This window comes from Nonomuraea deserti (assembly GCF_004348685.1).
In the GTDB taxonomy this organism is placed as follows: Bacteria; Actinomycetota; Actinomycetes; order Streptosporangiales; family Streptosporangiaceae; genus Nonomuraea; species Nonomuraea deserti.
Genome location: NZ_SMKO01000251.1, coordinates 1 through 13,030, shown reverse-complemented (window position 1 = coordinate 13,030; position 13,030 = coordinate 1). Strand labels below are relative to the sequence as shown.

General features: G+C 72.6%; 12 protein-coding genes and 1 pseudogene. 8 read left to right on the top strand and 5 right to left on the bottom strand.

All coding sequences use genetic code 11. The features are described 5' to 3' along the window. The first annotated feature begins 138 nt into the window (after positions 1-138). The gene (locus E1292_RS45795; RefSeq protein WP_132606069.1) at positions 139-672 is read left to right on the top strand and encodes a GrpB family protein; all 534 of its coding nucleotides are present in this window, start codon (positions 139-141) and stop codon (positions 670-672) included. 3 nt (positions 673-675) lie between these two features. Here the strand turns inward: E1292_RS45795 and E1292_RS45790 are convergent, their stop codons facing one another. Further along, positions 676-2,472, bottom strand: coding sequence for a bifunctional copper resistance protein CopD/cytochrome c oxidase assembly protein (locus E1292_RS45790; protein ID WP_165975088.1), 1,797 nt, complete (start codon positions 2,470-2,472; stop codon positions 676-678). Between the two features lie 140 nt (positions 2,473-2,612). On the opposite strand from E1292_RS45790, the gene E1292_RS51905 reads away from it, so the two are divergent. The 4 genes from E1292_RS51905 to E1292_RS45770 all read left to right on the top strand — a co-directional run bounded on the left by E1292_RS51905 (position 2,613) and on the right by E1292_RS45770 (position 6,320). Next, positions 2,613-2,774 carry a hypothetical protein gene (locus tag E1292_RS51905; RefSeq protein WP_165975087.1) on the top strand — a complete coding sequence of 54 codons (162 nt, stop codon included), beginning with the start codon at positions 2,613-2,615 and terminating at the stop codon, positions 2,772-2,774. 82 nt (positions 2,775-2,856) lie between these two features. Beyond that, entirely contained in the window at positions 2,857-3,972 is a 1,116-nt protein-coding gene (locus E1292_RS45780; RefSeq protein WP_132606066.1) for an acyltransferase family protein, read from the top strand. A gap of 76 nt (positions 3,973-4,048) precedes the next feature. Next, positions 4,049-4,918, top strand: a complete 870-nt coding sequence (locus tag E1292_RS45775) for an aldo/keto reductase (protein ID WP_132606065.1) — start codon at positions 4,049-4,051, stop codon at positions 4,916-4,918. Positions 4,919-5,348: 430 nt separating this feature from the next. Then, entirely contained in the window at positions 5,349-6,320 is a 972-nt protein-coding gene (locus E1292_RS45770; protein ID WP_132606064.1) for an NAD(P)-dependent alcohol dehydrogenase, read from the top strand. On the opposite strand, the gene E1292_RS45765 is transcribed toward E1292_RS45770, so the two are convergent. From E1292_RS45765 to E1292_RS45755, 3 genes and pseudogenes are all read right to left on the bottom strand, one after another. Then, the gene (locus E1292_RS45765) at positions 6,298-7,272 is read right to left on the bottom strand and encodes an aldehyde dehydrogenase family protein (protein ID WP_246090830.1); all 975 of its coding nucleotides are present in this window, start codon (positions 7,270-7,272) and stop codon (positions 6,298-6,300) included. The genes E1292_RS45770 and E1292_RS45765 overlap by 23 nt on opposite strands. Next, a pseudogene (locus E1292_RS45760) lies at positions 7,265-7,603 on the bottom strand (aldehyde dehydrogenase family protein); the annotation flags it as partial. The gene E1292_RS45765 and the pseudogene E1292_RS45760, both read right to left, overlap by 8 nt. 105 nt (positions 7,604-7,708) lie before the next feature. After that, the gene (locus E1292_RS45755; RefSeq protein WP_132606063.1) at positions 7,709-8,914 is read right to left on the bottom strand and encodes a cytochrome P450 family protein; all 1,206 of its coding nucleotides are present in this window, start codon (positions 8,912-8,914) and stop codon (positions 7,709-7,711) included. 91 nt (positions 8,915-9,005) lie between these two features. Here E1292_RS45755 and E1292_RS45750 point away from each other — a divergent pair, with 91 nt between their 5' ends. Continuing rightward, positions 9,006-9,623: a TetR/AcrR family transcriptional regulator gene (locus E1292_RS45750; protein ID WP_132606062.1), complete on the top strand. Its 618-nt coding sequence runs from the start codon at positions 9,006-9,008 to the stop codon at positions 9,621-9,623. A 323-nt stretch (positions 9,624-9,946) separates the two neighbouring features. Here E1292_RS45750 and E1292_RS55300 read toward each other — a convergent pair whose 3' ends face one another. Beyond that, positions 9,947-11,176, bottom strand: coding sequence for a helix-turn-helix transcriptional regulator (locus E1292_RS55300; RefSeq protein WP_132606061.1), 1,230 nt, complete (start codon positions 11,174-11,176; stop codon positions 9,947-9,949). A gap of 129 nt (positions 11,177-11,305) precedes the next feature. Between E1292_RS55300 and E1292_RS45740 the strand changes: the two genes are divergently transcribed. Together E1292_RS45740 and E1292_RS45735 are read left to right on the top strand one after the other, a co-directional pair. Beyond that, the gene (locus tag E1292_RS45740; RefSeq protein WP_132606060.1) at positions 11,306-11,887 is read left to right on the top strand and encodes a flavodoxin family protein; all 582 of its coding nucleotides are present in this window, start codon (positions 11,306-11,308) and stop codon (positions 11,885-11,887) included. A 170-nt stretch (positions 11,888-12,057) separates the two neighbouring features. After that, positions 12,058-12,948, top strand: coding sequence for a sigma-70 family RNA polymerase sigma factor (locus E1292_RS45735; protein WP_132606059.1), 891 nt, complete (start codon positions 12,058-12,060; stop codon positions 12,946-12,948). Positions 12,949-13,030: the final 82 nt, after the last annotated feature.

Below are 13,030 nucleotides of genomic sequence, written 5' to 3'. Positions count from 1 at the left end.
GCCTCTCCCCGCCGCCTCTCCCCGCCGATCGACTGGCTCCCGCCCGCCTGGCCACCCGCCGCCCGGATGGCGGAGAATCTCCCCCGGCATGACCCACCGGTCACGCGAACCGAAGATCCCTAAGGAGCTGGAGCAGGTATGGCGGTTGTCATTGTGGACTACGACGCGGCGTGGCCATCGCTGGCGGAGCAGGCGTGCGAGGAGCTGGTCGCAGCACTGCCGGGCGTCTTCCTGGAGATCGAGCACGTGGGGAGCACGTCCGTGCCCGGCCTGGCGGCCAAGCCGATCGTCGACCTGATGGCCTCGGTGTCCGCCCTGGAAGCGGTGACTGCTCAGGAGCGGGCGCTGACGGGCCTCGGCTACCGGAGCGAGGAGACGGGCATGCGGGGGCGGCTGTTCTACTTTCGTGCGGACGCCTCGGGCCGGCGCAGCCACCACCTGCACGTGGTGCCGGCCGACACGTGGGACACCCGTAACGAGCGGCTGCTGCGCGACCATCTGAGGGCCGACCCCCGGGCGGCCTCCGAGTACGCCGCCCTCAAGCGCCACCTGGCCGGCGGCGACGTGGACGCCGCGGCCTACACCCGGGCCAAGACGGACCTGATCCAGCGGCTCGTCGACGAGGCCCGTCAGGCGCGCGGCCTCCCCCGCGTCCCGGTGTGGGAGGAGTGAACGTCAGCCTTCGCGCGGCTCCGTGACCCGCGGGCGGGCCCGCACCCGCGCCGCCTGCCGTTCCAGGGCCAGCCGCACGGCCAGCGGCGCGAAGGCGAGCAGCGGCACGATCAGGTGGACGGCCCCGGCCAGGCGCTGGTCGGCCTCCGGCACGCCGGCCGGGGCCGCCCGCAGGAACCAGGCGGCCGCGACGCGGGGCCCGGTCAGCAGGTACGCGCCGAGTGTGAGGTGCACCGCGGCGGCCACCGCCAGCAGCCGGGCCCGCGCGGCCCACGGGAACGGCCGGGGCAGCGGGTCGGCGCCCGCCAGCACCCACGACACGGCCAGCCCGAGGCCGAGGAACAACGCCTCGGTGGCCAGGTGGGAGCCGTAGGCGGACAACGACCAGGGCAGCCACGCGGTCCCGTACAGCAGCAGGAACAGCACCGGGTAGGCGGTCAGCAGGAGGACCGGGCGGGTGATCCGCCGGCCGAAGGCGCGCGAGCCGAGGTCGCCGTACTGCGAGGAAGCGGTCGTGGCCCGGCCCGCCAGGGTGACAGGGGCGCCCAGGCAGAGCAGCAGCGGAGCGACGACGGTGAGCGTGACGTGCTGGAGGGCGTACACGGACGCCATCGCCCGCGCGTAGCCGCCGACCCCGCCGACCAGCACCAGCGCGACCAGAGCCAGCCCGGCGTGCCAGGCGATCGCCCGGCCCGCCGGCCACGCGGCCGTCCTGCGCATGCCCGCGAGATAGCCGGCGGCGGGCAGCGCGAGCAGCAGCAGGACCAGCGGATCCAGCCGCGCCTCCGTGATCAGCGCGCCCGGGGTGAACGGGGCCGGCGTGAACTCCAGCACGCCGTGCGCCACGTGGCCGCCCCCGTCGCCGCCCGCGGGCGGCGGAGTGCGGGACAGGCCGACGGCCAGGCCCATCGCCGCCGCCATCACGGCCGCCTCGGCCACCGCCAGCCGGACGAAGGTGCGCCGCACCCCGCGATCCGCCACGCCCATGACGGTGCGGCGGCGATGGTTCCAGCCGAACCATCCGAGAACCGCCAGCACGGCGACCTTGCCGAGCAGGAGCAGGCCGTACGTGCTCTGCCACAGGTCGGACAGCGCTCCAAGCCGCACCCACCCGCCGGCCAGCCCCGAGCAGGCCACCGCGACGAAGCAGCACAGCGCGATCGTGCTGAACCTGGGCAGCACCACGCCCAGATCGCCGGACCGGCGGAAGTGCACGAGCACCGCGCACAGGCCGCCCACCCAGACCGACACGCCCACCAGGTGCGCCATCAGCGCGGAGATCGCGATGTCGTGATCGGCCGCCGAGGAGGCGTGGCCCACGTACGCGGGCGGCAGCAGCGCGCCCACGGCCGGCACCAGCGGGATCCACCGGGGCAGGCGCGGCACCAGCGTGGCCAGCGCCACCACGAACGTCGCGGCCAGCACGACCAGCAGCGCCTGGGTCTGAGGGAGCGACGTGCCGTAGCCGAGGAGGTGCGCGGCGACGACGACCCGCGCCGGCGGCAGGGCGAAGAAGGTCGACAGGGTCAGCACGTAGCCGGCGAGGGAGGCGAACGCCCAACCGAGCGCCCACCAGCCGGCCGCGCGCACGCAGCGCGCCGACTCCGGCGAGCCCGCCGGAGCCAGGACGCCCGCGGCCAGCAGGGTGCCGACGCACGCCACGGCGCACAGGTCGTGCCACAACCGCACCAGCGGCAGGCCCCACTCCGCCAGCGGCCCCGCGGAGGGCAGCCCGGCGATCTCCGGCGTGCCCGCGCCGCCGCCGACCCACAGGACGGCGACCAGCACCACGACGCCCACACCGACCACAGCACCGGCATGGACTCGCGCGGAAGCCCTCATAGCCACCCCGCAACGTCCGTCAGGACCACCCGGCCGAGGACGCCAGCGGTCCCGGCGACCGTGGTGCGTGGCCCACATGCTCCCACAGCGGACGGCCCGTGACCATGCCCGTGACCATGCCCGTGACCATGCCCGTGACCATGCCCGTGATCACACTCGCGGCCATGCCCGTGACCACGCTCCCGGCCGAGCTCGCGGCCATGCCGGTGGCCGTGCTCCTGGCCGTCTTCCTGGCCGTGCTCGCGGCAACGCACATCTGAGGTACGCACGGTCCGGCTGGGCGGTTCGGCGCCGCCCTCACCAAAGGCGGCAAATAGTCACTTATGACCTAGAATCCGTCAGATGTTCGCGGCCCCCCACCGGCTGGCCTGGCTGGACGCCCTGCGAGGGCCGGCAGCGCTGGCCGTCACCATCCACCACGCCGGCTGGACCTACATCCCCGCCGTCTGGGCCGAAGTGGACCGCCGGATCGACTTCGGCACGTGGGGCGTGTTCGTGTTCTTCCTGGTCAGCGGGTACATCATTCCCGCTTCCCTGGAACGGCGCGGAGACCTGCGCGCCTTCTGGACCGGCCGGGCCTTCCGCCTCCTCCCGCTGCTGCTGACCGCCTGCGGCCTGGCGCTCCTCCTCGCCTGCGCCGGCCTGCTCACCCTCGAACCGGGACTCGACCGGCGCCCCCTGGCCCTCGTGCTGCTGGGCAACCTGACGATGCTGCAGGAACTGCTCAACCTGCCCGCCGTCATCGGCGTGATGTGGACGCTCTCGTACGAGATGGCGTTCTACCTGATGTGCGTCGCGCTGTACACGGTCCGGCAGGCGCACCGGTCGGCCGGGCTCGCCACCGGCCTGGCCCTGCTGGCCGTGCCCCTGGGGCTGCTGTTGCCGAAAGCGTCGATCAACGGCGCCGCCGACCTGACGGCCGCGCTGCTCGGCCTCGCGGTCGTCGCCGCCATCGCGACGACCGCGTTCGGCCGGGGCCGGACCCGGGCCGTGGCCGCGGTAGCCGGGGGTCTGCTCGGGCTGACGCTCGTGGCCCTCGGCAGCCGGGGCGGCACCTGGCAGGGCGTGATCATACTGGCGTCGATGTTCGCGGGCACGGCGGTGTACCGGGCCGAGCAGGGCACCGTCTCCTGGCGTGCGGCCGCGCTCGCCACGGCGGCGGTGCTGGCGTGCGGGATCCCCGCCAAGGACGATCCCGCCTGGGCGCCGGCGCTCGTGCTGGCCTTCGGCGCCTTCGCGCTCGGGCTCGCGCTGCGCGGGCGGGCCATTCCCCGCCGGCTGCCGGGGCTCGGCGTGGTCAGCTTCTCCCTCTACCTCCTGCACCCGATCCTGCTGCATGTGATCCCGGACCTGGCGCTGTACTTCCTCGTGCTGATCCCGCTCAGCCTCCTGACCCACCGTCTCATCGAGGCCCCCGCCCAGCGCCTCGGCAGACGCCTGACCGCCGCCCGACCGTGACGCGCGGACGCCGGGAGCCGCGGACGCGCCCGGCGGGCATTGACCTGGAGCGCGCTCCAGCCGACAGGGTGTACTCATGCGCAATTCCCGCACAACCCGCGCCATCGGCCGGCGTCAGGTCTCAGCCATCGGGCTCGGCGCCATGCCCATGTCGGTGGCCGGGCACATGCCCGACGAAGCCCAGTCGATCCGTACCATCCTCGCGGCCCTGGACGCCGGCGTCACGCTCATCGACACGGCGGACGCCTACGCTCCTTCGCACGACGACGTCGGCCACAACGAACGCCTGGTCGCCAAGGCCCTGGCCCTGTGGGCGGGCGACGCCGGCACCGTGCTCGTCGCCACCAAGGGCGGTCACACCCGCACGCCGGACGGCGGCTGGGGCAGGGACGGCCGCCCGTCGTACCTCAAGCAGGCCTGCGACCGCTCGCTCAAGGCCCTCGGCGTGGACAGCATCGGCCTCTACCAGCACCACCGGCCCGACACGACGGTCCCGTACGAGGAGACCATGGGCGCGCTGAAGGACCTGCTCGACGCCGGCAAGATCCAGATGGCGGGCATCTCGAACGCCGATCCGGAGCAGATCAGGCTCGCCCGCGACATCCTGGGCGACCGCCTGGTGAGCGTGCAGAACGAGTATTCGCCGCGGTTCCGTTCCAGTGAGCCCGAGATCGACGTCTGCGCCGAGCTGGGCCTGGCCTTCCTGCCCTGGTCTCCGCTGGGCGGCATCGGACGCACCGGGGAGCTGAGCGAGCGGCACGCCGCCTTCGCCGAGGTCGCGAAGGACCGCGGCGTCTCCCCGCACCAGGTCTGCCTGGCCTGGGAACTCGCCCGCAGCCCTGTGGTCATCCCCATTCCCGGCGCCAGCCGCCCCGAGACCATCCTCGACTCGATCGCGGCCGCGGATCTGGAGCTCAGCGCGGAGGAGCTGGCCCGCCTCGGCTGAGGCACCCGGCGGGCGCCGCCGTGAACCGAGGGCGGCGCCCATCCCCGTTCACGGCCAGCGCCCGCGCCGGACGGTGGCTACAATCCAGACTTGACATCCTCCCGGCCCTGAAAGGACCGGGATTCCAGCCGTCGCCGACTGGCCTTCCTGCTTCACCGCCGGTCACCCGCCCGAGAGGGGACTCTCGTTCAGGTCTTACACCAGCTCCACAGGCGTTTCTCCTCTCCGCAAGCCCTGCGGCGAGGGTGCTTCTGATCGTGCGTCCGGTGGCTTGGTCATCGCCACCGGACGAACACATTACCGAACCGTGCGGTGTCGTGCGGCGTTCTGACGCCGGTTCGCCTGGCGGCGAATCGGCTACCCCTGTCCTGCCCCGCAGGGGTCCGATTCCTCCCTCGCCTGAAGGCGGGGGTCTCCTCGGAGGCATGTGATGAAAGCCGCGGTGCGATTACGGTACGGCTCGCCCGACGTCGTCAGCGTGACCGAGGTGGAAAAACCCGAGGTCAAGCCGGACGAGCTGCTCGTCAGGGTTCACGCGACCACGGTCAATCGCACCGACTGCGCGTTACGCGCCGCCAAGCCGTTCCTCTGGAGGTTTTTCGCGGGTTTCTTCCGGCCCAGGGTGCGCATTCTCGGCACCGAGTTCGCCGGGGAAATAGCGGCGGTGGGCGACGGGGTCACCGCTTTCGAGGTCGGCGAGCGGGTGTTCGGCTACAACGACACCACGTTCGGCGCGCACGCCGAATACATGACCGTCCCCGCGGACGGCACGCTCGCCACCGTCCCCGAGGGCCTGAGCTACGAGGAGGCCGCCCCCAGCACCGAGGGCTCACACTACGCCCTGTCGATCATCACGGCCGCGCAGGTCAGGGAGGGCCACGACGTCCTGGTCCACGGCGCGACCGGGGCCATCGGCTCGGCCGCGGTCCAGTTGCTGAAGGCTCGCGGGGCCGTCGTGACCGCGGTCTGCGACACGCGGACCATGGAGCTGGTACGCGGTCTGGGCGCCGACCGGGTCATCGACCGCACCGCCGGCGACTTCACCCGCGACGCGGGAAAGTATGACGTCGTCATCGACGCGGTGGGCAAGAGCACGTTCGGCAGGTGCCGCCGGCTGCTGAAACCGCGCGGCGTCTACGTCGCCTCCGATGTCGGCCCGATGTGGCAGAACGTGTTCCTCCCGATCGTCACCCGGCCGCTCGGCGGCAGGAAAGTGCTCATGCCCTTTCCGAGAAACGACCGGGAAACGGCTCTGTATTTCCGCGACCTGATCGAGTCCGGCCGTTTCCGGCCGGTCGTCGACCGGCGGTATCCGCTGGCGGACATCGTCGAGGCGCACCGTTATGTCGACTCCGGCCAGAAGATCGGCAACGTCGTGATCACCATCGACCATTCCGGCTGACCGCCGCCCACCCGGCCGGGCGCCAGGACCACCCGGCCAGAGCCACGGGGTCACCCGGCCGGAGCCGCCAGACGCCCATCGGGTGCCAGACCGTCTTGGTCTCCACGAAGGGCCGGATCCGGGCCACGCCGGGGTCGGCGGCGGACCAGTCGTCGTGGCGGCCCGCCCGTACGACCCGCTTGAGCGTGCCCGCCGCCCGCTCCTCCAACTCGGCGGCCAGGCCGCCCGCCCCTGCCAGGTCCAGGGCGTTGACGTCGGCGTGGCCGGCCAGCGGCGGCGCCAGCTCGCCGAGCCGGCCGGTCAGGACGTTGACGACGCCGCCCGGCAGGTCGGAGGTGGCCAGCGCCTCGGCGAGCGTGACGGCGGGCAGCGGCGCCCGCTCGCTCGCCACCAGCACCGCCGTGTTGGCCGCGGTGATCACCGGCGCGAGCACCGCGACCAGGCCGAGCAGCGGGGAGCCGTCGGGCGCCAGGACGCCCACGACCCCGGTCGGCTCGGGCTGGGAGTGGTTGAAATAGGGGCCCGACACCGGGTTGGCCGCCCCGAGCACCTGGCCGAGCTTGTCGCCCCAGCCGGCGTAGTAGACCCAGCGGTCGATCGCGGCGGACACCACCCCCTGGGCCCGCGCCTCGCTCACGCCCTGGGCGGCGGCCACCTCCCCGGCGAACTGCGCGCGCCGCCCCTCCATCATCTCGGCGACCCGGTAGAGGATCTGGCCACGGTTGTAGGCGGTGCGGCCGGACCAGCCGGGGAAGGCCTTGCGCGCCGCCACGACGGCGTCGCGCACGTCCTTGCGCGACGCCTGGGCCGCGTTGGCGAGGTGGAGTCCGCGGGAGGATGTCACCGGGTACGACCTGCCTGACTCCGAACGCGGGAACGCCCCGCCGAGGTAGAGCTTGTACGTCCTGCGCACCGCCACGCGGGCCGGCGCGGATGGGGTCCTGTCAGCCAAGATATGCCTCCAGCCCGTGCCGGCCGCCCTCGCGGCCGTAACCGGACTCCTTGTAGCCGCCGAACGGGCTGGCGGGATCGAACACGTCGAAGGTGTTGGACCACACGACGCCGGCACGCAGCCGGCTCGCGGTCCACAACATGCGGGAGCCCTTCTCCGTCCACACCCCGGCGGACAGCCCGTACGGCGTGTTGTTCGCCTTGGCGACGGCCTCCTCGGGGGTGCGGAAGGTGAGCACCGACAACACCGGGCCGAAGATCTCCTCGCGGGCGATCCTGTGCGCCTGCGTGACGCCGGTGAACACGGTGGGCGGGAACCAGTAACCGCGCTCCGCCGGATTTTGCTCATATGAGCACGCGGTGCCCGTCACAGGACAAACTGCTTCACAGAGGTCCCTGCGGCCACCGCCCTTCGGGAGGAGGGGCGGTGAGCCGGGTCAGCGTTCGAGCACGACGGGCAGCGCCTCCAGCCCGCGGATGATCACCAGCGGGCTCTGGTAACGCAACCGGAGCTGCTCCGCCGGGCACGCCAGCCGGATCCCCGGGAAGCGCCCGAACAGGGACGCGAAGGCCACCATGCCTTCCAGCCTGGCCAGCGGCGCGCCGAGACAGAAGTGCAGGCCGTGCCCGAAGGCCAGGTGCGGGTTGTCCCGCCTGGCCAGGTCGAGCTCGCCCGGGTGGTCGAAGCGCTGGGGATCGTGGTCGGCCCCGGCCAGGGAGACCAGCACCAGGCTTCCCCCGGGGATGGTGACGCCGCCCATCTCGACGTCCTCGAGGGTGAAGCGGAACGTGGCGTTCTCGACCGGACCGTCGTAGCGCAGCAACTCCTCCACGGCCGAAGGCAGCAGCCCGGGGTCGGCGATGAGCGCGTCGAGCTGGTCCCGGTTGCGGAGCAGGGCGAGCGTGCCGTTGCCGATGAGGTTGACCGTGGTCTCGTGCCCGGCGATGAGCAGCAGCATGAGCGTGCCGCGCAGTTCGTCCTCGTCGAGCTCGCCCCGTTCGTCCGCGGCCACGATCAGAGCGCTGAGCAGGTCGGGCTGGTCCTCGTGCGGCACCTCGCGGTCGACGCCGCCCCTGCACCGCTCGATCAGGCCGGACAGGTAGACCTGCAGCGCCGCCATGCCTTCCTCGCGCCGCCGCCTCTCGTCAGGCGTCGAGACGACGAGCGTCATGGCGCGGGTCCAGGCGCGGAACCTGTCGCGGTCCTCGACGGGGACGCCGAGCATCTCGCAGATCACGGTGATCGGGAGCTGGAAGGCGAACCGGTCGATGAGGTCGACCTCCTCCCCCGTGGGCAGCGCGTCGAGCAGGTCGTCGGTGATCTGCTGGATGCGCGGGCGCAGCGCCTGCACGCGTCTCGGCGTGAACGCCTTGCCGACGACCCGGCGCAGGCGGGTGTGGTCGGGCGGGTCGCTGGAGAGCATGTTGACGCCGACGGGCCCCGCCGCCTCGGTGACGAGCCCCGAGTCGCGCAGGTAGCCGGGGGCGTTCTTCGGGTGCTTGGACAGGCGCTGGTCGTGCAGCGCCGCGCGGGCCTCCTCGTACCGGATGATCACGTACGCCTCGCCGCCCAGCGGTGTGGTGACACGCTGCACGGGGCCCGCCTCGCGAAGCGTCGCGTAGCGGGAATACGTATCGTCCATGTCGCACTCCTCGATTCATAGAAACGGTGTCGTATCTATATGACGCTACGACGCGTTAGATAGATACGCAAGCGTCGCTATAGTGGGAAGGGTGACCGACCGGGAAAGCCCGCCCCGCGCCAAGCGTCGCGGCCGCGAGGCCATGCGCCAGGCCATCCGGCAGGCGATGCTCGACGAGCTGGTGGAGCACGGCTACGGCGACGTCTCCATCGAAGGGGTGGCCCTGAGAGCCGGCGCGGCCAAGACCTCGGTCTACCGCTACTGGCCCACCAAGGAAGACCTCGTCATCGACGCGCTGGAGCACGTCCTGCCCTCGCCGGAAGGGCATGAGAGCGCCGGCAGGATCCGCGAGGACTTCCGTGCCGCGGCCCGCATGATGGCCCGCTCCCTCGCCGAGCAGGCCGGCGACGTCCTGATGACCCTGGTCGGAGAGCGGCGGCGGCACCCCGCGGTCGCCGAGGCCATCATGGAGAGGCTCATCCGCCCCCGCCAGCGGGCCATGCTGGAGCTGCTGCGCCAGGCCGCCGCCCGGGGGGAGATCACCGCCGGGTCGGCCTCCGCCATCCCGGTGCTGGTCGGGAGCGGCCTGCTGCTGCAGCACTTCATGCACCACGGCACGGCGCCCGACGACGAGCAGATCGACGAATACATCGACCAGGCCGTCATGCCACTGCTGGCCAGGCCGGAGTCGTCCGGCCCGCCGGCCTGACGCCGGGCGCGTCCGTCAGGCCGGCGGGCCGTCTCACGTGCGCTCCCCGGTCACGCCGAGGGCCCGCAGCAGCTCGGCCCGGATCTCGCCGGCGCCCGCCGCTCTCCCGCGCCGGCCTGGGCACACGCGGTCAGAGCGGCGAGCAGGAGCATGGCGAGCGCGGGTCGTGACAGGGAGGGAACAGGCATCCGGCCTGGCCCTTCGACGTGCGACGGGAGATCAAGTCATCCTCACGACAGGCATGCCGCACCCTTGAATCACTATTCCCTACCAACTTTATTGGTAATTCAGTTGGTGGAGGTCGTGAGCCCGTGGCGTCGCGGTCAGCCGGCGCGCCGGGGGCCGCGAGCCAGGGCGGCGGCCTCCCCCCGGGTGGTGACGCCCAGCTTGCTGAGGATGTTGGCCACGTGGAACTTGACGGTGTTCTCGCTGATGCCCAGCCGCTCGGCGATCACCCGGTTGCGATGGCCCAGCGCCAGCTCGTCGAGAACGTCGTGCTCCCTGGGGTTCAGCGCGTCCAGCGGGGCCGCGGGCGGCTCGACGGCGGCGATCGGGACGGACGCGACGATCGTCGTGCCCCAGCCGGGGACCGGGTCGGCGTGCAGCACCCCGCCCAGCCCGGCCAGGCGGTCGCGGAGCCGGTGAACCGACAGCGCGTCGGCGGTGATCGTCCCCGGCCCGTCGTCGCGCACCGTCACCCGCAACACGAGGTCCGCCACCTGCCACGACACCCTGATCCGGCTCACCCCGCCCTGCTGGAGCATGGCCAGCACCGCGCCGCGCGCCACCGATCTGGCGGCGCGCGCCACCACACCGGGCAGGAGCCGGCCCGGCGGCTCGGGCGCGGCCAGGTCGAGGGCGATGTCGTCGTACCGGGTGAGCAGCGACAGCTTGTCGGTGAGGATGCCGAACGCCTCGCCCGCGCTCTCCTCTCCGGCCTCCCGCTCGCCGCCGTTGCGCGTCTCGATCAGCGCGGGGACGGCCAGCTCGATGGCGGTACGGCGGGCCGAGGCGTCGTCGAGCCGGCGCGAGCGCAGCACCCCGAGCAGCGCGGTCAGCGTGGCGGCGTGCGCGTCGGCCAGATCCGTGTCGGGGACGGCCGGCGACACGCCGACGCGTTCGGCACCGGTGACCACGTCGGTGAGGTGCAGGACGGCGACCTCCACGAGCTGCTGGACGAGGTCGCGCGCGGCGGGCGAGGGCTGGGCGTCGTCGCCGATGACGATGGCGACCATGCCGCTTCGCGACTCGGGCGGCTTGACCGCGACCGCCAGCACCTGGCGGGGCTCACCGCCCATCCTGAGCCGCCCCAGCCACGGCGTGCGCACGTCGACCCAGCCGAGCAGCGGCTCCATCTCGTCGGCGGTCACCTCGTCGATGCCGTGGATCAGCAGCGGAGACATGAGCACGCAGTCGCCCGCGAGCAGGGCCAGCCCGTCATGCGGCAGCACGGTCGCCAGCACGCGTGACAACCGCGGCAGGATCTCGTCGAACGGCGCCCGCAGCACGTCCAGCACCGCGGACATGGCGCCCGACCACGACTCATCGGCCATGGCGTTCAGGCTAGCTGGCCGTCCGCGCGGTGCGGCCACCCGTTCGGGTGGCCGCGGACCACCCGAACGGCCGGTTCGTCCAGGGCGGACGGCGCGCCAGGCTGTCCGCACGACGACTCTGAGGAGAGCATGATGACTCTTGTGGCGGTGGCCTACCACAGCGGGTACGGGCACACGGCGCGGCTGGCCGAGGCGGTGCGCACCGGGGCGACGGCGGTGACCGGCGTCAAGGCCGAGACGGTGCCGGTGAACGGCATCACGGAGGAGCAGTGGTCGATCCTCGACGCGGCCGACGCGATCATCTTCGGCACGCCCACCTACATGGGCTCGGCCAGCCCCGACTTCCACACCTTCGCCCGCGACTCGGTCAGCCGCTGGCAGGAGCAGGCGTGGGAGGGCAAGCTGGCGGCCGGGTTCACCAATTCCGGATCGAAGAGCGGCGACAAGCTGCACACGCTCGAATACCTGGCGCTGCTGGCCGCGCAGCACGGCATGCTCTGGGTCAGCCTCGGCCTGAAGTCCGGCTGGAACGCCAGCACCGCCTCCGAGCACGACCTCAACCGGCTCGGTGTCTGGCTCGGCGCGGCCGCCCAGTCCAACATCGACGAAGGACCCGACCTGATGCACGACTCCGACCTGCGCACCGCCCAGCACCTCGGCACCCGCGTCGCCGAGTACGCCGCCCTCCTCACCGCCGCGAAGGCGGCCTGAGAGGGTGACATGGCGGGCCGCCCACGTTCCCGTGCCATCGAGGCGATGCGGCATGGGCTCCCCTTCACGCGTTCCTGCCGTAACGGGATCGGGATTGGCCGTATCCGTCACCTTCGCCGGGTCCGTTCCGTCAAGGAGGGGAACGACCCTGAACGAAGGATGATGTGACCGTGGACGCTGACGAGTTCCTGGCCGAACGATTCGCGGAACACCGCACCCACCTGAAGGCGGTGGCGTACCGGATGCTCGGCTCTCTCACCGAGGCCGACGACGCGGTGCAGGAGGCGTGGCTGCGGCTCAGCCGTACGGACTCCGGCGCGATCGACAACCTGGGCGGCTGGCTCACCACGGTGGTCGGCCGGGTCTCCCTGGACATGCTGCGCGCACGCGCCGCGCGCCGCGAGGCCCCCCTTGAGCAGCGGCTGCCCGATCCGGTCGTCAGCCCCGAGGACGGAGGCGACCCCGAGCAGGAAGCCCTGATCGCCGACGCCGTCGGCCTGGCGCTGCAGGTGGTACTGGAATCGCTGCGCCCGGCGGAACGGCTGGCCTTCGTGCTGCACGACATGTTCGCGGTGCCGTTCGACCAGATCGCCACGATCGTGGACCGCTCCCCCGACGCGGCCAAGAAGCTGGCCAGCCGGGCAAGACAGCGCGTACGGGGGACGATCCCGTCGCCCGAGCGCGACCCCGTCCGCCAGCGCCGGGTCGTCGACGCCTTCCTGTCGGCCGCCCGCGACGGTGACTTCGCCGCGCTGCTCGCCGTCCTCGATCCCGACGTGGTCCTGCGCGTCGACGCCGGCGCCTTCGCCGAGGGCGGTTCGTGGACGATCAGCGGCGCCGCCGCGGTGGCCGGGCACGCCCCGAACTTCCAGCGGTTCACGACCACCCGCACCGTGCAGCCCGTTCTGGTGAACGGGGCGGCCGGGCTGCTCAGCAGCGAGGACGGCCGGCCGGCATCGGTCCTCGGCTTCACCATCGCCGACGGCAGGATCGCCGCGATCGACATCCTCTCCGACCCCGAACGTGTCGCGCGACTCGACCTGGCCCTGCCGCGGGAGTGACGGGTGGCGGTCCGGACCCCCACGGTGTCCCCCACCCGGCCCGCCGGGATGTGTCGCCCGGCCCGCAAGGGGACACATCCCG